General features: G+C 68.0%; 13 protein-coding genes. 9 read left to right on the top strand and 4 right to left on the bottom strand.

The features are described from left to right. Positions 1 to 40 precede the first annotated feature (40 nt). Together lptG and lptF are read right to left on the bottom strand one after the other, a co-directional pair. Entirely contained in the window at positions 41 to 1,132 is a 1,092-nt protein-coding gene (lptG, locus tag PKE85_RS11900; RefSeq protein WP_271204953.1) for an LPS export ABC transporter permease LptG, read from the bottom strand. Beyond that, on the bottom strand, positions 1,129 to 2,277 hold the full coding sequence (gene lptF, locus PKE85_RS11905; protein ID WP_271204954.1) for an LPS export ABC transporter permease LptF: 1,149 nt from the start codon (positions 2,275 to 2,277) through the stop codon (positions 1,129 to 1,131). The genes lptG and lptF overlap by 4 nt, the downstream gene beginning before the upstream one ends. A gap of 219 nt (positions 2,278 to 2,496) precedes the next feature. Here lptF and PKE85_RS11910 point away from each other — a divergent pair, with 219 nt between their 5' ends. The 7 genes from PKE85_RS11910 (at position 2,497) to PKE85_RS11940 (ending at position 14,987) form a co-directional block, all read left to right on the top strand. Beyond that, positions 2,497 to 4,020 carry a leucyl aminopeptidase gene (locus tag PKE85_RS11910; protein WP_271204955.1) on the top strand — a complete coding sequence of 508 codons (1,524 nt, stop codon included), beginning with the start codon at positions 2,497 to 2,499 and terminating at the stop codon, positions 4,018 to 4,020. 106 nt (positions 4,021 to 4,126) lie between these two features. Next, a complete protein-coding gene (locus PKE85_RS11915) occupies positions 4,127 to 4,570 on the top strand; it encodes a DNA polymerase III subunit chi (protein ID WP_271204956.1) in 444 nt (147 codons plus the stop codon). Positions 4,571 to 4,765: 195 nt separating this feature from the next. After that, a complete protein-coding gene (locus PKE85_RS11920) occupies positions 4,766 to 8,374 on the top strand; it encodes a hydantoinase B/oxoprolinase family protein (protein WP_271204957.1) in 3,609 nt (1,202 codons plus the stop codon). Between the two features lie 4 nt (positions 8,375 to 8,378). Further along, complete coding sequence (gene panB, locus PKE85_RS11925) at positions 8,379 to 9,230, top strand: 3-methyl-2-oxobutanoate hydroxymethyltransferase (protein WP_271204958.1); 852 nt, start codon at positions 8,379 to 8,381, stop codon at positions 9,228 to 9,230. A gap of 79 nt (positions 9,231 to 9,309) precedes the next feature. Then, positions 9,310 to 10,245 carry a hypothetical protein gene (locus PKE85_RS11930; protein WP_271204959.1) on the top strand — a complete coding sequence of 312 codons (936 nt, stop codon included), beginning with the start codon at positions 9,310 to 9,312 and terminating at the stop codon, positions 10,243 to 10,245. 7 nt (positions 10,246 to 10,252) lie between these two features. Then, complete coding sequence (locus PKE85_RS11935) at positions 10,253 to 11,431, top strand: glycosyltransferase (protein ID WP_271204960.1); 1,179 nt, start codon at positions 10,253 to 10,255, stop codon at positions 11,429 to 11,431. A gap of 142 nt (positions 11,432 to 11,573) precedes the next feature. After that, complete coding sequence (locus PKE85_RS11940; protein WP_271204961.1) at positions 11,574 to 14,987, top strand: beta strand repeat-containing protein; 3,414 nt, start codon at positions 11,574 to 11,576, stop codon at positions 14,985 to 14,987. A 40-nt stretch (positions 14,988 to 15,027) separates the two neighbouring features. On the opposite strand, the gene PKE85_RS11945 is transcribed toward PKE85_RS11940, so the two are convergent. Then, entirely contained in the window at positions 15,028 to 15,783 is a 756-nt protein-coding gene (locus tag PKE85_RS11945; protein ID WP_271204962.1) for a glycosyltransferase family 25 protein, read from the bottom strand. Positions 15,784 to 15,953: 170 nt separating this feature from the next. Continuing rightward, entirely contained in the window at positions 15,954 to 18,725 is a 2,772-nt protein-coding gene (locus PKE85_RS11950) for a polysaccharide pyruvyl transferase family protein (RefSeq protein WP_271204963.1), read from the bottom strand. Positions 18,726 to 19,426: 701 nt separating this feature from the next. Between PKE85_RS11950 and PKE85_RS11955 the strand changes: the two genes are divergently transcribed. Beyond that, entirely contained in the window at positions 19,427 to 20,974 is a 1,548-nt protein-coding gene (locus PKE85_RS11955) for a hypothetical protein (protein ID WP_271204964.1), read from the top strand. Next, positions 20,971 to 21,987: a glycosyltransferase family 8 protein gene (locus PKE85_RS11960; RefSeq protein WP_271204965.1), complete on the top strand. Its 1,017-nt coding sequence runs from the start codon at positions 20,971 to 20,973 to the stop codon at positions 21,985 to 21,987. Before PKE85_RS11955 ends, PKE85_RS11960 begins: the two co-directional genes overlap by 4 nt. Positions 21,988 to 22,067: the final 80 nt, after the last annotated feature.

Below are 22,067 nucleotides of genomic sequence, written 5' to 3' on the forward strand. Positions count from 1 at the left end.
CGGGGCCCGTTCCAGGCAGAGGAGCGGAGCGGGGCGAGCGTCATCCGTCCTCCTGATGCAACAATACCGTGGCGCCCATGAGACATCCCACGATCGCCGGCAGCCACGCCGCGGCGACAGGATGAATCAAGCCCGCCGCCCCCAAATCGCCCGCGAACTCGGTGACGACATAAAGCACGAAGCCGGCGACCACGCCACCGAGAATCGTTTTGGCCACGCCGCCGAAGCGGAAGAAGCGCAGCGCCACCGTGGCCGCGATCAGCACCATGGCGATCAGAAGCGCGGGGCGGGCGAGAAGCTCTTGCAGCTGCAGCCGGTGGCGCAGCGACGACAGACCGGCCCGGTCGGCGAGTTCGATCGCCTCCGGCAGGCTCCAGAATCCGACCATGGAGCGGGCGCCCAGCGTCTCGCGCACCTGGCTCGCGGACAGATTCGTGGCGAGCCGGTAGCGCGGCAGGCTGCGCGGCTCCTGGCCGACCGCGATCACGCGGGCGCCGTCCAGATCCCAGGCGTCCTCCACCAGCCGGGCGGAGCCGGCCTCGATCCGCTCCCGGAACTGGCCGTCCGGCGTGAAGCTCCAGACCGTGACGCCGGTGAGGTTGACGCCGGAGCGGGAGGCGGTGGCGGCGCGGATGATGGCCTGCCCGTCCATGCTGCGCTGGCGGATCCAGCGCGCCTGCGCGCCGGTCGGCGCCCGGGAGAACAGCCGCGCCTCCATGCGTTCGGCGCGGTTCTGCATCGTCGCGGCCAGCGGGTTCAGGGCGAGGCTGGCGGCGAGGCCGATCAGCCCGGCGACCACGATGGCCGGCGCGATGAACTGCCAGGCGGAGACGCCGCTCGCCCGCGCCACCACCAGCTCCAGCCGGCGGCTCAGCATGACGAAGGAGCCCATGGCGCCGAACAGCACCGCGAAGGGCAGCACCCGCTCCACGATGGCGGGGGTGCGATGGAGCGAGAGGTTCGCGATCGTCAGCATCGAGGCGTCGGCGGAATCGCCCGCGCGCCGCAGCAGCTCGATGAAGTCGATGACGAAGATCAGCAGCAGCGCGCCCGCAAGCACCGCGAGGACCGTCAGCGCCGCCCGGCGCGCGAAATAGCGCCCGAGGACGCCGCTGAGCACGGTCGCCGTCATGCGCGCGCCGCCGAGGGCAGCGCGCCGGCCGGCGCGGCGGCGGTCTTTGCGGACGGATCGCGGACGATCAGCCACAGCGCCGCGAGGCTCGCGAGGAGCGGCAGGCCGTAGACCGCGATCGCCGCGTAAGGCGTCGAGACCAGCAGGTTGACGGCGCCGAGGCCGCCGATGCGCACCGCCGCCACCGCCGCGATGGCCGCGAGCACGCCCGTCGCCCGGTTCTGCCGGGTGGTGCGGGGGCGGCCGATGGCGGCGAAGGCGATCAGGATGAAGGTCACGGGATAGAGCGGGTTCACCAGCCGTTCGTGCAGCTCGGCCCGGAACCGGCCGGGCTGGGCCTTGTAGGCGGCCTCGGTCACGTCGGGCCGCATGAGCTCCGAGGTGTAGCGCTCGCGCGGTTTATAGGAGGTGACCTCCGCCGCCCCGGTGAAGGGCGACAGGTCGAAGGCGTAGCGCTGGAACACGACGATGGCCGGGTCCTTGCCCGCCTCCTCGCGGCGCTGCACCGAGCCGTTCTCGAGCACCAGGAAGGTGGAGCCGCCTTCCTCCACGATCTGGCCGCGCTCCGCGAGATAAGCGATCTCCTGCGGCGCGTCGCGGCTGTCCTGCACGAAGATGCCCAGCAGCGCGCCGCCCCGGCGTTCGCGCACATGCACCACCAGTCCGTTCTCGATCTGCGTGAACTGGCCCTCCCGCAGGATGTTGGCCACCACGTCGGCGCGCACCTGGGTGATCTGCGCCCGCAGCATCCGCAGCGATTCGGGAATCGCCCACACGCTCATCAGCCCGACCAGCGTCGCCACCAGCAGAGCCAGAATCAGCAGCGGCCGCAGCAGCCGCCACGGGCCGGCGCCGGCCGCGCTCATGATCACGATCTCCGAATCGCCGTTCAGCCGGTTGAGCGCCCACAGCGCGGCGCCGAACAGCGCCACCGGCGCCAGGATGACCGCGAGCGAGGGCAGGGACAGGCCGGTGACCACGAGGAAGATCCACAGCGTCTGGCCCTGGCTCGTCACCAGGTCGAGCTCGCGCAGGGCCTGCGTGGTCCAGATCACGCCGGTCAGCGCCACGAGGACGCCGACGAAAGCCTTCGCCGTCATTCCGAAGAGGTAGCGTTCGAGCAGCGGCATCCGGTCCACGATCATGCGCCCGCCTTCTGCCGAAGGCGTCCGGCGCGTCCCCTCATGCGTTTCCTTGAAGGCCGGAAACGGGCGGCGCGCAAGCGGCGCCGTCGCCGCGGCCCCTCGCCGGCGCTGGAACGCGGGCGGTGTGTCGTATAGAGGAAACACAGGTCAGACCGCCATCTGGCGGGCGCGGGACGCCCTCGCGTTCCGCCCTTTCAGCGTCCGGAGCCGTTTCGCGCCATGCCCAAGTCCGTCGAACCCAGGTCCACCGAGGCCCCCCGCGCCGCCAAGACCACGTTCCGCCCGCTCGCGGAGGCGCCCTCCGGCGTGGTGGTCGTTCTCGCCGGCGCGGACGGCGCCTTCGGCCCGGCGACGGCCGCGGCGCTCGCGCCCGCCTCCGACGCGCTCGCCCGCGCGGCGTCCGCCGAGCGCTTCAAGGGCAAGCAGGGCTCGGGCTTCGAGCTGCTGGCGCCGGCGCTCGACGGCGTGGAGCGGCTGATCGTGGTCGGTCTCGGCGACGGTTCGGAGCCGACCGACTGGACCCGCCTCGGCGGCCAGATCCGCGGCAAGCTGCCCGGCGCCGCCACGGAAGCGACGATTTACGCCGAAGGGCCGGACGGTCCGCTCTCCGCGGACGAGGTGGCCGAGATCGCGCTCGGGTTCCGCCTGCGCGGCTACGCCTTCGACGTCTACAAGACCAAGAAGAAGGACGACGACTCCAAGGGTCTCGACAGGGCGGCGTTCGCGGTCGGCGACGAGGGCGCGGCCAAGAAGGCGTGGAAGATCCGCGAGGGCCTCGCCGAGGGCGTGGAGCTCGCCCGCACGCTGGTGAACGAGCCCGCCAACGTGCTGACCCCGATCGAGTTCGCCCGCCGGGCTCAGGAGCTTGAGGAGCTGGGCGTCGAGGTGGAGATCCTCGACGAGAAGGCGCTGCGCAAGGCCGGCTTCGGCGCGCTGCTCGCCGTCGGCCAGGGCTCGGTCCACGAGAGCCGCGTCGCCATCATGCGCTGGAACGGCGCGAAGGATAAGGACGCCCAGCCGATCGCCTTCGTGGGCAAGGGCGTGGTGTTCGACACCGGCGGCATCTCCATCAAGCCCTCCGCCAACATGGAAGACATGAAGGGCGACATGGCGGGCGCCGCCTGCGTGGTCGGCCTGATGCACGCGCTCGCCTCCCGCAAGGCCAAGGCCAACGTGATCGGCGCCATCGGCATGGTGGAGAACATGCCCGACGGCGGCAGCTACCGCCCCGGCGACATCATCGCCGGCCTGTCGGGCCAGACGATCGAGATCGTCAACACCGACGCGGAAGGCCGCCTCGTGCTGGCCGACGTGCTCTGGCACGTCCAGGACCGCTTCAAGCCCAAGTTCATGATCGACCTCGCGACGCTGACCGGCGCCATCCTGGTGGCGCTCGGCGTGGACAACGCGGGCCTGTTCTCCAACGACGACGAGCTGTCGGAGCGCCTTTACAAGACCGGGCTCGCCACCGGCGAGAAGGTGTGGCGCATGCCCATGGGGCCGGAGTTCGACAAGCTGATCGACTCCAAGTTCGCGGACATGAAGCAGACCGGCGGCCGCCACGGCGGCTCCATCACCGCGGCCCAGTTCCTGAAGCGTCACGTCAACGACACGCCGTGGGCGCATCTCGACATCGCCGGCACGGGCATGGGCTCGCCCGCCTCCGACATCAACCGCAGCTGGGGCTCGGGCTGGGGCGTGCGCCTGCTCGACCGGCTGGTGAAGGACCACTACGAGGGGTGAGGCGCCGGTCGGCTTCGCCTCTGAGGCTGACCGGCCTTGTTCCGTCATGTCCGCCGAGGGCGGGCATGACGGCGCGCCTGATGGGGCGGGGGGCGGAGAAGCCCGCATGACCGAGATCCTGTTCTACCACCTCACGAGCCAGCCGCTGGCGCGGGCGCTGCCCGCGCTGCTGGAGAAGTGCCTCGAGCGCAAGTGGAAGGTGGTGGTGCAGGCGACGGGCGACGAGCGGGTGGCGGCGCTCGACGCCGCGCTCTGGACCTACGCCGACGACAGCTTCCTGCCCCACGGCGCGGGGCAGGACGGCGCCGACGAGCCGGTGTGGCTGACCGCCACCGACCAGAACCCCAACGCCGCCGCGGTGCGGGTGCTGGTGGACGGCGCGCCGCCGCCGGCGCTGGAGGGCTACCAGCGCGCGCTGGTGCTGTTCGACGGCGCCGATCCGGACGCGCTGGAGGCGGCCCGCGCCCAGTGGAAGGCGCTCAAGGCCGCCGGCCACGACCTCACCTACTGGCGGCAGGACGAGGACGGCCGCTGGCGCCGTCAGGCGTGAGAGTCCTTTTGGAAAGTGCGGCAGAGCGCGATCTAAACTCCCGTCATGCCCGGCGAAGCCGGGCATCCACGACTGCTCGCTGGGCGGAAGCTCGGACTGTTCACGTCATGGATGCCCGATGACCAAGCTCGGGCATGACGGCTGTCCTGAATTTCCAAACGGGCTCGGACGCCCAACGCTTTCGGAAGCGAACCCATGACCGACGCGCGCTGGCAGTTCTGGATCGACCGGGGCGGCACCTTCACCGACGTGATCGGCCGGGCGCCCGACGGCGCGCTGCATGTGCGCAAGATGCTGTCGGAGAATCCCGGCGTCTACCGGGACGCGGCGGTGGCGGGCGTGCGCGCGCTGCTGGGCCTTGCGCCCGGCGAGCCTGTTCCGGCGGAGAAGATCGGCGCGGTGAAGATGGGCACCACCGTCGCCACCAACGCCCTGCTGGAGCGCAAGGGCGAGCGCACCGCGCTGCTCATCACCAAAGGGCTCGGCGACCAGCTCCGCATCGGCTATCAGGCGAGGCCCCGCCTGTTCGACCGGAAGATCGTGAAGCCCGAGGCGCTGTACGACGCCGTGGTGGAGGTGGACGAGCGCGTCCGCGCCGACGGGACGGTGGAGCGCGCGCCGGACGAGGGCGCCGTCCGCGCCGCGCTGGAGGACCTGCAGAACCAAGGCTATCGCGCGCTCGCCATCGTGTTCATGCACGCCCATGCCTTCCCGGCGCACGAGGCGGCGGTTGCGCGGCTCGCAAGGGCCATGGGCTTCGCGCAGGTCTCGGTCAGCCACGAGGTCTCGAGCCTGCACAAGATCGTCGGGCGCGGCGACACCACCGTGGTCGACGCCTATCTCACCCCGGTGCTCGCCGACTACGTGGCGCGGGTGCGCGACGAGCTCGGCCTGCCGCCCGAGGACGCGGCCCGGCTGACCTTCATGACCTCCGCCGGCGGCCTCACCGACGCCGGCCTGTTCCAGGGCAAGGACGCCATCCTGTCCGGCCCGGCTGGCGGGGTGGTGGCCATGGCGGCCACCGCCGAGGCGGCGGGCTTCACCCGCGTCATCGGCTTCGACATGGGCGGCACCTCCACCGACGTCGCCCATTACGACGGCGCCTTCGAGCGCTCTTTCGAGACCGAGGTGGCGGGCGTGCGGCTGCGCGCGCCCATGATGCGCATCCACACGGTGGCGGCGGGCGGCGGCTCGATCCTGCATTACGATCAGGGCCGGTTCCGGGTCGGGCCGGACTCCGCCGGCGCCCATCCGGGGCCTGCGAGCTACCGCAAGGGCGGCCCGCTCACGGTGACCGACGCCAACGTCATGACCGGCAAGCTCCGCCCGGAGCTGTTCCCGGCGATCTTCGGCCCCGGTCAGGACCAGCCGCTCGACGCCGGCGTGGCGCGCGAAAAGTTCGAGGCGCTCTCCGCCGAGATCGGCGACGGCCGCACGGCGGAGGAGGTGGCGGACGGCTTCATCGCGGTCGCCGTGGCCAACATGGCTGAGGCGATCAAGACCATCTCGGTCGCCCGCGGCTACGACGTCACCAAATACGCGCTGAATTGCTTCGGCGGCGGCGGCGGCCAGCACGCCGCCCGGGTGGCGGACGCGCTCGGCGTCGACGCGGTGCTGGTGCATCCGCTGTCCGGCCTGCTGTCGGCCTATGGCATGGGGCTCGCGGACCTGCGCGCGCACCGGGCCGCGAGCCTTGGCGCGCCGCTTCGCGAGGCGGGCGACGCCGCGGCCGATCTGATCGCGCGTCTCGGCCGTGAGGCGGCGGAGGAGCTTCAGGGGCAGGGCGTCCCGGAGCCCCGGATCGAGACGCGGCTGCACATCCGCTACGCCGGCACCGACACGGCGCTGGAGGTTCCGGTCGAGGGCGCGCTCGACGCGGACGACATCGCGCGGGCGTTCCGGACGCTGCATCTCGCCCGCTTCGGCTTCGTGGACGACGCCCGCGCGCTGGTGATCGAGCAGGTGGAGGTGGAGGCGGCCGGCGGCGGTTCGCCTCTCGCCGAGGCCGAGCAGCCTGCGGAGGCCGCGCCGGCGCCCGAGCCCGAGACGCGCGCCCGCCTGTTCTCCAACGGCGCGGCCCATGAGGCGGCGGTCCACCGCCGCGAACGGCTGGGCGTCGGCCATGCGGTGGAGGGCCCGGCGCTGATCGTGGAGCCGAACCAGACCGTGGTGGTGGAGGACGGCTGGCGCGCCATGGTCGATTCCCGCGGCGCGCTGGTGCTGACCCGCGCCCGTCCCCGGGCTTCGGCTCAGGCCATCGGCGCCGACGCCGACCCGGTGATGCTGGAGATCTTCAACAACCTGTTCATGTCCATCGCCGAGCAGATGGGGCTGGTGCTGCAGAACACGGCGAGCTCGGTCAACATCAAGGAGCGGCTGGACTTCTCCTGCGCCGTGTTCGCGCCGGACGGCGCGCTGGTGGCGAACGCGCCGCACATGCCGGTGCATCTCGGCTCCATGGACCGTTCGGTGGAGGCGGTTCTGCGCCGGGCGGGCGACCGGCTGAAGCCGGGCTCGGCCTTCGCGCTGAACGCGCCCTACGACGGCGGCACCCACCTGCCGGACGTGACGGTGGTGACGCCGGTGTTCTCCGACGACGGCGCGGAGCTGCTGTTCCTGGTGGCGAGCCGCGGCCACCACGCCGACATCGGCGGCATCGCGCCCGGCTCCATGAGCCCGCGCGCCACCACCATCGAGCAGGAGGGCGTCACCATCGACGTCATGCCGCTGGTGGAGGAGGGCCGGTTTCAGGAGGACGCGATCCGCGCCGTGCTGACCGGCGCGCGCTATCCCGCCCGCAACGTGGACCAGAACGTCGCCGACCTGAAGGCGCAGGTGGCCGCCAACGCCAAGGGCGTGGCGGAGCTGAACAAGATGATCGGCTGGTTTGGCCTCGACGTGGTGCGGGCCTACATGGGCCATGTGCAGGACAACGCCGCCGAGAGCGTGGCGCGCGTGATCGCGACGCTCGACGACGCCGCGTTCGCCTATGAGATGGATCAGGGCGCGGTGATCCGCGTGAAGATCGCGGTGGACAAGGCGGCGCGGCGGGCGGTGGTGGATTTCACCGGCACGAGCCCGCAAGGGGCCGACAACTTCAACGCCCCGGAGCCGGTGACGCGCGCGGCCGTGCTCTACGCCTTCCGGGTGATGGTGGACGGCGACATCCCCATGAACGCCGGCTGCCTGCGTCCGATCGAGATCCGCACCCCGGAGGGGTCGCTGCTGGCGCCGCGCCATCCGGCGGCGGTGGTGGCCGGCAATGTGGAGACCAGCCAGGCGGTGGTGGACTGCCTGTTCGGGGCGCTGAACGCCATGGCGGCGGCGCAGGGCACCATGAACAACCTCACCTTCGGCGACGCCACCCGGCAGTATTACGAGACCATCTGCTCCGGTTCGCCCGCAGGCCCCGGCTTCGACGGAACCGACGCCGTCCACACCCACATGACCAACTCCCGGCTCACCGACCCCGAGATTCTGGAGGAGCGCTATCCGGTGGTGCTGGAGGAGTTCTCCATCCGCAAGGGCTCTGGCGGCCGCGGCCGCTGGTCGGCCGGCGACGGCGTGCGCCGGGTGATCCGGTTCCTGGAGCCCATGGACTGCGCCATCCTGTCCGGCCATCGCCGCGTGCCGCCCTTCGGCATGGCGGGCGGGGCGCCGGGGCGGGTGGGGCGCAATTTCGTCCGTCGCGGGCCGAAAGACCTAGTGGAGATCGGCGCCTGCGACCAGATAAAGCTCGACCCCGGCGACGCGGTCGTCATCGAGACGCCGACCGGCGGCGGCTGGGGCCGCCCGGAGGAGTGATCCCATGAGCGCGCAACCCGCTTCTACCCCTGCGAACCGGCCCGTCACCGTGTCCGCCGTCCGCGCGGCGAAGGGCGCGACGCCGCTCGTTTGCCTCACCGCCTACACCACGCCCATGGCGCAGGCTCTGGACGAGGCCTGCGACCTGCTGCTGGTGGGCGACAGCCTCGGCATGGTGATCTACGGCCTGCCGAGCACGATTCCCGTCACGCTCGACATGATGATCGCCCATGGCGCGGCGGCCGTGCGCGGCGCGAAGCACGCGCTGGTGGTGGTGGACCTGCCGTTCGGCTCCTATCAGGAGAGCCCGGCCCAGGCCTTCCGCTCCGCCTCCCGCATCCTGGCCGAGACCGGCTGCGGCGCGGTGAAGCTCGAAGGCGGCGCCGTGATGGCCGAGACCATCGCTTTCCTCACCCAGCGCGGCGTGCCGGTGCTGGCCCACATCGGCCTGCAGCCCCAGTCGGTGAACGCGCTCGGCGGCTACTCCGCGCGCGGGAAACTGTCGCCTGAGGCCGAGACCATCCTCGCCGACGCCCGCGCCGTGACCGACGCCGGCGCCTTCGCCGTGGTGGTGGAGGGCGTGGTGGCCCCGCTCGCGGCCCGCATCACCTCGACCATCCGCGTGCCCACCATCGGCATCGGCGCCTCGGCGGAATGCGACGGCCAGATCCTCGTCACCGACGACATGATGGGCGTCACCTTCGGCCATGTGCCGAAATTCGTGCGCCGGTACGCCGATCTCGGCGCGCGCATGAAGGCTGCCGCGGCCGACTACGCCGCCGACGTGCGCGCCCGCCGCTTCCCCGGCGCGGAGCACCTCTACGCCGCGCCGAAACCGACCGCCGCGGACGCGTGAGGCGCCGACGCAGGGCGGATGACAACGCCCGCGTTTGGCCACATATTGGACTGCGAATCGAGGATCGGGGGATCTTGAAATGCGGACTTGGGGCAGGCGGCGTGGGGCGCTGCTGTCCGGCGTGGCGCTTGGCGTCGTGGCGGCGTTCCTGATGACGGCGGACGCGGCGCGCGCGGCGGACATGGCCGAGAGCGTCGCCGGTCTTCCGGCGGTCGACGGCTTCAACGGCAAGCTGGAGGGCTTCGGCGGCTGGGGCGACAGCAAGGGCTTCCGCAGCGGAAGCAATTTCGTCGGCGGCGGCCTCGGCTCGCTGAGCGCGCCGCTGGGCCACAGCTTCGGCTTCCAGCTCGACGGCATGGCGGCGGCCCGGCAGGGCGACTTCGTCGGCGGCGCGGCCGGCCACCTGTTCACCCGCGATCCGTCGAGCCACCTCATCGGCCTTTACGGCTCGGGCGTCGGCTTCGACGACCCGTCCAAGACCCGCTCCTACAAGATCGGCGCCGAGGCCGAGGCCTATCTCGGCCGCTTCACCCTCTCCGGCGTCGCGGGCTACGAGCATGTGGACGCCAAAAAGGCCTTCCTCGGTCTCGACGGCGCGGGCGCGCGCGTGTTCTCCGATCCGAAGGACGGCGGCTCGTTCTTCGACCAGATCGACGTCAGCTTCTACCCAGCCGACAACCTGAAGCTGTCGGCCGGCCACCGCTATGTGGGCCGCAAGCACGCCGCGGCGCTCGGCCTCGAGGCGCTGTTGCCGGTCGGCGGCGTGGGCGTCTCCGCCTTCGCGGAAGGCCGCATCGGCGAAGAGGACTACAAGGCGGCCTGGGCCGGCGTGAAGATCTACTTCGGCGAGAGCAAGAGCCTGATCCGCCGCCACCGCGAGAGCGACCCGCCGAACCGGCTCAAGGACGACCTGTTCGCCGCCTCCAGCCGGCGCGACCGCGTCGGCGCGGTTCCGCCGCCGCCCCCGCCGCCGCCGGGCTGCGAAGTCACCAACTGCGGCTGCGTGTTCCAGTAGCAAGCCCGTGACGCGCGCGCTGCTCGCCTGGGAGGGCGGCGCCGGACGCGGCCATCTGCTGCATCTGCGCGCGGTCGCCGAAGCCCTCGGCGGCCGTTTCGCGTTCGACGCCGCGTTGTGCCGCATGGAGCATGCGGCCGAGATCGCGCCGGTCTGCGACGTCGTGGTGCAGGGCGCGGCGCTTTACGACCGGGAGCCGCGCCGCCGTGGGCCGGGGGCGGTCGGGGCCGCCACCTGGGGCGAGTTCATGGGCGACATGGGCTTCGGCGACGCCGAGGTGCTGCGCGTCCAGATCGGCTGGTGGATCGAAGCCATGAAGGCCCGCCGCGCGGAGCTGGTGGTGGCGGATTTCGCCCCCTGCGCCCAGCTCGCCGCGCGGGCGCTGGGCCTGCCCGTGATCGTCACCGGCGTCGGCTACGCCGTGCCGCCGCCGGACCTCGACGCTTTTCCCGTGTTCCTCACCGATCGAACCGCCCGCCTGCACGACGAGGCGGCCATGGTCGCCGCCGTCAACGCAGCCGGCGCGGCCTTCGGCCTCGCGCCCATCGACCGGCTGGCGGCGGTCTACCGGGCGGACGTGGCGCTGGCGCGCACCCTGCCGATGCTCGACCCCTATGACGGGCTCCGGGCCGAGCCGCCGCTGCCGCCGCTCGCCGACGTTCCCGACGCGCCGTCGGCGGGGGAGGGCGACGAGGTGTTCGCCTATTTCTCCACCACGGAGCGGAACGACCCCGCTCTTATGGAGGCGATCTGCGATCTCGGCGCGCCGGTGCGGCTGTTCCTGCCCGGCGCCGACGACGCGCTCGCCGCCCAGCTCGAGGCCCGCGGCGTGCTGGTGGAGCGCGCGCCCGTGCCTGTGGATCTGATCGCCCGCCGTTCGCGGCTGGCGCTGCACGCCGGCCAGCATGGGGCGCTGTGCATGGCGCTCGCCTGCGGCCTGCCTCAGGCGGCCGCGCCCCAGCATCTGGAGCAGCTCTATCACGCCCGCCGCGCGCAGGAGGCCGGGGTGCTGACGCTGCTGCCGCGGGGCGAGCGCGATCCGGCCGCGCTGCGCGCGATCCTGCGCGCCGCGCTCGCGGACGAGGACGCCGCCAAGCGCGCCCGCGCGCTGGCGCATGAGCTGCGGCCGCTGTTCGGCGACGCGCGAGCCGCGATCCGGAGCCGGCTGTCCACGCTTCGGGGCTGACGGCTGCGCCTCGATTGGGCGCCGTTTTCCTGTGCGCCCCTCCGGCGTTCTACGGATGCGGGGCCCGCGGCCGCAGGCGTACGGTTCATGCGCTCAAAAACACCACGCGGCGGAAACGTCGCGGCTCTCGGGGGGAAGCGCCGTGGCCTATTTCTATGGCACGCCGGATGCGGAGCGGCCCACGCCGACCGCCGACGCGGACTACTTCTATGGCCAGGGCGGCGCGGACATCCTTGAAGGCGCGGGCGGCGACGACAGCCTGTCCGGGGGGGCCGACGACGACACGCTGGACGGCGGCGAGGGGGCGGACAGCCTCGCGGGCGGAGACGGCCAGGACCGGATATCGGGCGGCGCCGGCGACGACGTGATCTCGGTCTACCCGTACGAGACCGGCGCGGACACGATCGACGGCGGCGACGGCGTCGATCAGCTCTATCTGTCCGTCTCCTCCACCTCGGCGGCGATCACGCTCAACGTGGGCGCGAACCAGGCCGCGGCGCAGATCCTGCCCGACGGCACCTCCGTCATCCGCATGGAGCGCATCGTCTTCAGCGGCGGCGACGGCGCGGACCGGATCACCGGCGGCGCCTATGACGACAGCATCTACGGCGGCGGCGGCGACGACATCCTGTCCGGCGGCTCGGGCGGCCGGGACAACCTGCGCGGCGAATCCGGCGAGGACGTGCTGCGCATCCTGTCCGCGACCGGCGGATCGCTGGACGGCGGCGCGGACGACGACGGCCTCCACGGCGGCGAGGGCCACGACTATCTCTATGGCGGCGCGGGGGCCGACCTGATCGGGGGCGGCGGTGGCGACGACGTGATCGACGGCGGAACCGGCGACGACGACATCGACGCCGGCGCGGGATCGGACAGCATCGCCGTGCGGTTCGACGACGGCTATGACGACATCGACGGCGGCGCGGGCGTGGACAGCCTGACGCTGGACCGCACCGCCTCTCTCGCCGGCCTGACGCTGAGCCTCGCCGCGCCCAACGTGGTCCAGAACCTGGGCGACGGCACGCGGATCGTCCGCATCGAGCAGCTCGACTTCACCGGCGGCGCAGGCGGCGACGTGATCACCGGCGGCGCGCTCACCGACCGCATCCGCGGCGGCGAGGGCGCGGACGTGCTGAGCGGCGGCGGAACCGGCGGCGATTACGACGTGCTCTACGGGCAGGGCGGCGACGACCGCCTGATCGGCACGTCGGGCTACGACTATCTCTATGGCGGCGCCGGCCGGGACACGATCGTCATGAGCGCCGACGGCGATTACGCCTATGGCGAGGCGGACGACGACGTCATCCAGGGCAGCGACGGCGCGGACCAGATCGAGGGCGGCGGCGGCCGCGACGTGGTCGCCGCGGGCGGCGGCGACGACGTCGTCACCGTGGGCGCGGAGGACGGCGCCGACGACATCGACGGCGGCGCGGGCGTGGACATGCTCTATTTCGCCCGCGGCGGCTCGGTGGGGCTGACGCTGAGCCTCGCGAACCCGGCCGTGGCGCAGACGCTGGCGGACGGCTCGCGCATCGTCGGCGTGGAGCGCATCGACTTCGACGGCGGCGCCGGACGTGACGTGATCACCGGCGGCGCGCTGGCGGACAGGCTGGACGGCGGCGCCGGTTCGGACGTGCTGAACGGCGGCGGCGGCGACTACGACTCGGTTTCCGGCGGCGACGGCGACGACCAGCTCAACGGCGGCGAGGGCTACGATTATCTTTATGGCGGCGAGGGACGCGACGTCCTGAACGTGTCCGCCGACGGCGACGCGGCCTATGGCGACGGCGGGAACGACCGCATCAACGGCTCCGGGATCGGCGACGCGACGCTGTCCGGCGGCGACGGCGCGGACGTCGTCTATGGGCGCGGCGGGGCCGATTATCTCTACGGCGGCGACGGCGCCGACCATCTCGACGGCGGCGCGGGCGACGACCGAATGTATGGCGGTCGCGGAAACGACCGCTACGTGGTCGACAGCGTCAACGACCAGCTTGGGGATGAGAGCGCGGAGGCGGCGGGCGGCGTCGATCTGGTGCTGTCCTCCGTGGACTGGACGCTGGCGGACGCCTTCGAGAACCTGACCATCAGCGGCGCCATCGGCCGGCGCGGCGTGGGCAACGCGCTCGCCAATCGCCTCACCGGAGGAAGCGGCGACGACACGCTGATCGGCCTCGGCGGCCGCGACACGCTGAACGGCGGCGCGGGCGCGGACCGCATGGACGGCGGCGCGGACGACGACGCCTACTACGTGGACTCCGTCGGCGACCGGGTGGTGGAGGCGGCCGGCGGCGGAACCGACGTGATCAACAGCGCCATCAGCTTCGCGCTGGAGGGACTCAACGTCGAGAACCTGACGCTGACCGGAACCGCCGCCATCGACGGGACCGGCGACGCCGTCGCGAACGTTCTCACCGGCAACGCCGGGGCCAACCGGCTCGACGGACGGGGCGGCGCCGACGTGATGCGCGGCGGCGCCGGCGACGACGTCTATGTGGTGGACGTCGCCGGCGACACGGTTGTCGAGGCCAAGGGCGCCGGGACCGACACGGTGGAATCCGCGATCACTTTCTCGCTGTCCGGCCTGTTCGTGGAGAACCTCGTCCTCGGCGGCGCCGCCAGGGACGGTTTCGGCAACACGCTCGACAACGCCATCACCGGCAATGGGCTCGCGAACCGCCTCACCGGCGGCGACGGCGACGACACGCTGGACGGCGGCGCCGGAGCGGACCGCATGGAGGGCGGGCGCGGCGCCGACGCCTATGTGGTGGACAACGCCCGCGACGTGGTGGTGGAGGCGAACGTCGCCGGCGTCGACACGGTGCGCGCCTCGGTCAGCTTCTCGCTCGCGGGCCAGTTCCTCGAGAACCTGACCCTGACCGGGAACGCCAACCTCAACGCTGCCGGCAACTCGCTCGCCAACGCGCTGACCGGCAACGCCGGCCGCAACGTGCTGAACGGCGACCGCGGCGCGGACGTCATGGCCGGCGGCGCCGGCGACGACGTCTATTACGTCGACAACGCCGGCGACGCGGTGGTCGAGGCCGCCAACGGCGGGGTGGACCGGGTGGTGAGCTCGGTGACGTTCTCGCTCGCGGGCCAGCACATCGAGAACCTGACGCTCGGCCGCACCGGCGCGATCGACGGCTTCGGCAACACGCTGAGCAACGTCATTCTCGGCAACGCCGGGGCCAACGTGCTGAACGGCGGCCTCGGCCAGGACACGCTCACCGGCGGCGCCGGGGCGGACGTGTTCGTGTTCGACGGCAAGCTCGGCCTGAACAACATCGACCGCATCACCGACTTCTCGGTGACGGACGACGTGATCCGGCTCGACGACGCCGTGTTCCGGGGCCTTGCGGCCGGAGGCCTGTCGGCGGGCGCGTTCCACCTGGGCGCGGCCGCGGCGGACAACGCCGACCGCATCCTCTACGACGCCGGAACCGGCGCGCTGCTCTTCGACCGGGACGGGGCCGGCGCGACCTACAAGGCCGTGCAGTTCGCGACGCTCGCCGCCGATCTGGCCCTGAGCGCGGGCGATTTCGTGGTGGCGTGAGGCTTCGTAAGTCGAGAGAGCTGCGATCGCTTACGTGCGATCAAGTCTGATCGCTGGAAATCCTCGAACTCTTACTGTTGACGATGTGCTGAACGATCGCAGGGATGATGCATACGGACGAAATTTCGGGCTTCTCGCCCATTGTCGACCCCATGCTTTTGATGCCTTCTGCAAGGGCAGGGTTTTTTTCGATTACATCCAAATGTTGAGGGACGAGCGATGCGCTCACCAAAAACTGGTCGACATGCCGGGGAAGTCGAGCCCAGTTAATTCGTTCCAGCAGCTTTCTCGCGCCGGATTTTGAAACGAAATAGCCGTCGCCGCCGGGTGTAGATATGCCGCTAGGTCGAGTCGCCGCGACTTCCGCGAAAGGATAGGTGGTCACTGGGCTGCTTTTTTGATTAAAATGAGAAGAAATTCTATTATTTGCAAAATAAAGATCAAAATTCTGACTAAAAAAATTAGAATCAATAGAGGATATTGAGCTATTTATGACAATATCGTCTTCAAGAATGAGCGTGAAATCCTTTTCCAACGTAAGCGAGGTTTCCCATGCCTTGATGTGACTTGTGAGGCATCCGAAGGTGCCGGGAAAATTGTTGGCGGCGCGCCCGCCGATCTTGACGCGCTTGAGCAGACCACGGGGGAGCGAGGCGCCGTTGATGGCGGATAGTCTGTGGAACTGTAAGCCGAAATCGGAAATTTGCTTTGAGACAGAATTAAAACGCTCAGTATCCCTGTCTAGATTGATCACTATTATATTGAAATATTGGCCTTCTTGTGCATCATGGCTCATGATCGTGCTACTTTATTTTAGCTCCCTGCGTCAAGATCGCAATTGTATCCGGCTCTTGCTTCGGCGACAAGAGTAAAATCCGGACAAGGACGCACTGTGCCTATCTGGGATTTGTGTCGTTTCAAAGGACAAAGCGCAGACGTCGCCCAAGCGTCGTCCGCCGGCGGCCCTCAATCGGCGTGGTCCGACGGAGGCTGAGCCTGTTTGCCGCCCAGCAGCGCGGCGCGCATCGAATCAAAACTGATCCGCCGTCCACGGGTCAGTCGCATCGTCCAGCGCATCAGTGGTTGCCTGAGGGACAAGGGTTCGTTGTCGCCATCCTGACGACGGGCAGCTTTGAGGCGCCGCAGTGACGAGCGTATCCGCCGCCTAAACGCGTCGGCGTCCTTTGTTTCCAGCCAGTACTGTAGGCTTTTGGAGCGAGCCCTTTCCCTCAGGACCTGAACGAAGGCGTCGGCGATGGAGACATCGTCCAGAAGCCTTTCGCGTATGACCGGCATCGGCAGCAGGGAGACGTGCTCGGCCATCCATGCGCGGAACTTCACGGCTTTCTGCTTGTGCCGGAAGCCGCCGCCCTGAGACTGCGCCACCCGCGTGATGGGCGTGGCCTTCAAAACCAGTTCTTTGGACTCCAGTCCCGACTGGATGATCGATTCGGCGAGCGCGCTGCGGGTTATCACGACGCTGTTGCCCAGACCGTCGGTCTTGTAATCCGGCAGCCAAGCGTCGCCGAGTGAGATGTCTGACAGTTCCGTCATGACATCCGTGCAAAGATCGCAAGCTCTCGATTTGAACAGGCCGGTGCCCCACATGTCGCCTACGCGGCGCATTTTCATAGTGTGGGTTTTATTGTTCTCATCTATGGCGGAAAACGAGTAGTCGTTTGCCGTGCTTTTCGCGTCCTTGACGCGGTATTCTGGCGCAAAAAAGTTTCCGCGAACGCCAGCGTTCTGGGCGAGATAATCCGTGTATGAGCGGCTTTTCAGGCCTCCGCAGATAATGCCCAGCAAAAATGGAATTTTCTCCCGGAACTCGGGATAGTAGTACTGCTTCAGGCGTACGGCCTTAATGAAACAGGCGACCCCGGATACCGCAACACGTCCGTTTTTTTGTTCGATTACGGAAAAAAGCTCATCAAGAGAGACTGGATAGTATCTCGTCTTTGACATCTTGCGGATGTCGTCATTCTTATCAAAAATGCAGTACTTGTATCTATCATTTACGTCATTTTGCACGACGAAAAGATAGTCGACATCGCCACGTTCAAGAAGTTTCTTGAAAACGTAAGTGGCTATGCCGCCAGAAGACGAGGTGGGGCGATATTCGATGCTGTAGCCGATGTAGGAGCCTTCGAAGCGACCGCATCGGGGATGAGACTGTTTTGCATCGGCGAGAAATATATCCGCCAAGGCGTCCTCGTCTCGAACGGCGGCCTCGGGCTCGGGATTGAACGGACACACCTTCACGGCGCTCGCCGGCACGTCGGCCGCGCTTGCGCCCGGCGCCAGTTCGGGCGTTAGAAAGCCGTCCTCATTCCAGGCCATCCTGAGCGCGCCGCGGGATTCCGAAATGCACACGCCGCAGCCTGTGCACAAGACGTTCAGCGGCTGGCAAACATGGCTTGGCGCGCCGGCGGCGGACCTCACGCCCGTGGGCGTCCCTCCGGTCGAATGACTGACATTCGAGCGCAGCGCCACCACGGTTCCATCGCCCGGGCCGCTGCGTCCGGACTGGCCCGCTGGGGAAGGCGGCCTTGCCGGCCGGTCGCCGGTCAGGGCCTCCTGCAGGAACCTGAATGACCGGGTGCGAAGCGCGTCCAATCGCGCGTTGACGGCGCTCCAGTCCACAGGCTGCGATATTTTCTGCAGGTCGATCTGCGAGGAGTGCAGCACGAGGCGCTCCTCTAAGCCGAACATCTTAAGCAGTGACGTAAAGCGTGCGAGACCTCTCGCGGGATTTCCATAGGCCAGGAAAGGCTTGTTGAAGATGATCGAGAACACCACGCCATGGAAGGAGTCCGTGACGACAAACGACGCTTTATGAAACGAGGCGAGCCAGCCTTCGACGGACTTGTCGCCCTTGATCTCGGCCTGAGCGCCGGAAGGGTCGGCCTCGCGCCCGTCGGTCGTGCGCACGGTTAAACCCAGACGTTGCGCGAGCGCCGCAATCGTATGGTTCTTGTCGTCATTGACGTCGAGAATGTAGGTCAGCAGCGTCTTGTCGTCCGGACGCCGTCTGTCGAGCGAAAATGCGCTGACGTAGTGGCTCTTGTCGTGGAGCAGAGTTGGATCCAGAACGTGCTGCGCCGCAGCGTTCAGGTGATCGCGGCACAGGTCGACGCCATTGTCCTCGCGCACAGACACCGCGTCGAATTTTTGGATGAGGCGCGTGGCGACCGAGGTCTCCTCGCCACTGAACTCCCAACTGGGCGATGCGAAAGACGCCGCGTAACTGATGCGCCTTGTCGTCGTGTCATCCTCGGGCAGAAAACCAAGGAAAAAATCGGACAGCATGCTTCTGGCGTATTTTGGACGCCAGACTTGGTCGCTGCCGACGATGATCGCATCGAAACCGTAATGCGGTATTTTGTTTTCCAAATGGGACGTCGACAAAAACGGCGTCGTTGCAGGAAATATGTGCTTCTGGATAAATTTGGTGTTTGGCGCCGTAGACGACAGCGAAGTGAACGACTTCGCCATAAGGGGCGTATCGGCCTCGGCCCGATCGGCCAGGCTGGCGATGTCAAAGTCGCGTGGCGGAATGCGCCTGTTGATGAGGACGGGAGAATGCCCCAGCTGCCGCAGTGCGGTGACCAAGGCGTAGGCTTGCAGGTTGCCGCCGTAATTCCGGTTCAAAGGAAGGGTCAGAACGCCAACTTTCAATTTTGGCGCTGCGCCGCCGTCGGCGACTGGATTCGACGGTTCGTCGGTATCAGGCTTCATTCCTGCAGGCCTCAAACGCGGTTTAATTCTGGAAATATTTAGGCATGCATCGTTGTGCGAGCCCTATATCATGGGTCTTTCCAGCATGAAATTCGGAGCGCCATAATGTCGCTCCGACCCTATCGGAAAAGCTCGGGGAGGTCTACCGGCTGAGTGGGGGCGGGCTTTCTTCAGTGTGAGGCAAGTCATGGGCGCGCATACTGGGGTGTGGGACGCGCTTGTCGCATAAGGCGCAAAATTTTAATTTTCTGATCTAAGGTATGACATTGGTGTGGCGGCTCTGGCTGGCTCGGATTCTGGGCTCTTCAATAAGAGGGCGGTCGGCCGTCGTGCGGGGAGATTTCAGCAGCTTCGTCGCACGTCGTCAGGCTCAAGCGGTAAGGGTTCCTGCGCCGTGCAAGATAAACTTTTTGCAGTGCGGGAAATTGACAACGCCAATGAGGGAGACTTACGCTGACGCCGTCCGTATGCCTTAGAGCGTTCCCAAACTTGCGCCTGCAAGAAAGGCCTGCAAGCCATACATGGATAATTTTTTTAATACAAAAAATAATTTTTACCTGAATTGAGAAATTCATCAGGTCGTCATGAAGTGGGGCGTTTGAGCTCTTCGGCAGGAATGTTTTACGAGATGGCGCGGGCTGCGGACGCTTGCGTTTGAGCGTTGAGTTGGGGGCTTTGGGGCGGAAATGTCTGAAAAGGTGATGGACGTCGCGAAGCTTAAGGCTGAGCGCGACAAGCTCAAACAGCAGCGCGACGAGGTGCGCGAGGCGCGCAACGGTTTCCGGGTGGAGCGGGACCAGGCGCAGGCCGCGCTGAAGGCCGCCGAGCGCGCCCGGAGCGCGGCCGAGGCGGAGCGGGAGAAAGTCGCCGCCGAGCGGGATCGGGCGCTGGCGGAGCTTGAGGCCTTGCGGGCCGGCGCCAAGACGGCGCGGAAGAAATCGGAGATCGCGGCCGACGCTGCGGCGCTGCAGGACAAGGATCGACTGATCCAGCTCGAAAAGCGCCGCGTGCAGCGGCTGGAGCAGCAGATCGAACGGCTCGCCCATCGCGTGTTCGAGCAGGAGGCGGTGCTCGACAGCCTCGGGCAGGTCCGGCAGCAGTTCGACAGGGTCGCGGATCTCGACCAGACGGTCGCCTCCGGACGGCGGCTGCTGGCGTCCCTGAGCGGATCGCTGGCGCTGTTCGGCTCCCTGAAGGAGACGTTCGACGCCAAGCTTTCCGAACTGCAGGCCCACGTGGACCTGTCGCTGGCGGCGGAGCTGAAGCAGTACGAGCGGTTCGTCGAGACCCTCTCCTCCCTCACGGTGGAAACCAAGACGGCCCTCGCCCCGGTGGTGTCGGAGACGCCCGTGGAGACGTTGTTCCAGCCTTCGGTTCGCGACCAGACCAAGCCGGAGAAGGTGAACGGCAAGCCGGTGGGAGGCGCCCGCTGGCGCACCATGGCGGAGGAGCGATTCCAGAAGGAGGTGGCGTTCCGGGAGTCGGGAGAGTTCGCCCGCGTGGAGGCCATGCGCGGCAAGCACGCCGGCAAGCGCGCCTTCATCATCGGCAACGGGCCGTCGATCAACACTCAGGATCTGACGCTGCTGAAGGACGAAATCACCTTCTGCGCCAACTGGTTCATCAACCACCCGCAGTTCAACGACATCCAGCCTTCGTACTATTGCGTGTCGTCGCATGAGATGTTCGGCGGCTGGGGCAAGACGCCGAACCTGAACGAGGACTTTCGGGAGAAGCTGAAGCAGAAGCTGACGCCCGAATCGACGATGTTCTTTTCGTTCGCCTTCAGGAATTACATGAAGGAACTGGGGTTGCTGGACGAGGAGCAGCTGCGCTATCTGATCTTCGACCGGCCCAAGCTGCTGGTGGACGAGGTCGGAAGCCAGAATTTCGATCTCGGGCGCTGCATGGACGACGCCTACACCGTGCTGCTGACCTTCGCCGTGCCGCTCGCGGTGCATTTCGGGATCACCGACCTCTACCTGATCGGTTGCGACTGCGATTACGGGCTGACCACGCCGGAGGCGCCCCGCGCCTATTTCTATGCGCCGTCCGAACACAAGACGAGCAGCACCAAGTTCGAGAACATCGCCCGCATCTGGGGGGATGACGGGCCGATCTTCCAGTCCTACCGGATCTGCTCCGACACGGCGCTGATGAAGGGGCTGCGCATGTGGAACGCCACGGCGGGCGGGCGCCTCGAGGTGCTGCCCCGGGTGTCCTACCTCGACGTGGTCGGCCGTTCGTGAGCCCCGCGCCGTCGGCCAAGAAGCCGAAGCTCTGTCTCGCCACGGTGGTGTCCGATCCGTTCGTGCTCGGCGCCATCGTTCTGCTCAACAGCTTTCTGGCCAAGAACCCATGGTTCAACGGCGATATCGTCATTATCTCCGAGGTGACGAACTCGCCGCTGTCCCGCAGCAACAGAACCCTGTTGCGGGAACATTTTCCCGGCCTGAAGTTCCGCGACATCGACGCGACGGCTTATGAAGGCGTGTTCCACTTCGCGGAGACTGTGGTGGAGACGCCGGCCCGGTTGCGGGCGGCGTTTTACATTCTGGAATGCTTCACGCTGACCAATTACGAGCGTGTGGTCGCGCTCGACAGCGACATGCTGGTGACGGGCGATCTGCGGGAGCTGTTCGAGACCCAGGCGCCGTTCTCGATCGTGCGCGCCTACGACCACGACCGGAACCTGCCGCTACCCTATTTCAACACCGGCACCATGGTGATCGGCGGCGAAGGCCTGCGGCGCGACATGGTGTCGGAAATCTCGGACTTCCTCGCCACGGTCACCAAGGTCAACCGTTCCCACGGAAAAGCCGACCAGTCGGTGCTGAACGTCTACTTCCGCGGGCGGGACAAGAACTATCTCGACGAGAAGTACAACTTCTCGAAGCGCCTGGTGCCGCCGGACGTGGCCTCGATTGAGGACTTCATCGCCGAGAACGACGTGCGGATTCTGCATTTTCTCGGCGAAAAGCCCTGGAACATCAAAATCAAGGAGATGGAGTGGGACTACCGCCGCCACGAGGAATTGTGGCTTAGGGAGTTCCTGTCCTGCGCCAAGCCCACCGCGGTCGGCCGGCTGGTGCGGGAGCTGATCGCGCAGGACAAGGCGCTGCGCCGCGCCCTGCAGCGCCGCTACGTGCCGGCGGACGACCAGCGCGTGATGGAGAAGACCATCGAGCGCGCCTTCGCCAAACGCACCTACGCCTCCGTGTTTCAGGACAAGCCCAAGGCCGCGTCGGACGCGGAAGCCTGACGTCCGACACAGCCGGTTTTCCCCATTCCCCAGCAAACCGCGCCCGTGCGGGCGCGCGCCGGACGCGAATCGCTTATCGC

Source organism: Methylopila jiangsuensis, assembly GCF_027922305.1.
In the GTDB taxonomy this organism is placed as follows: Bacteria; Pseudomonadota; Alphaproteobacteria; order Rhizobiales; family Methylopilaceae; genus Methylopila; species Methylopila jiangsuensis.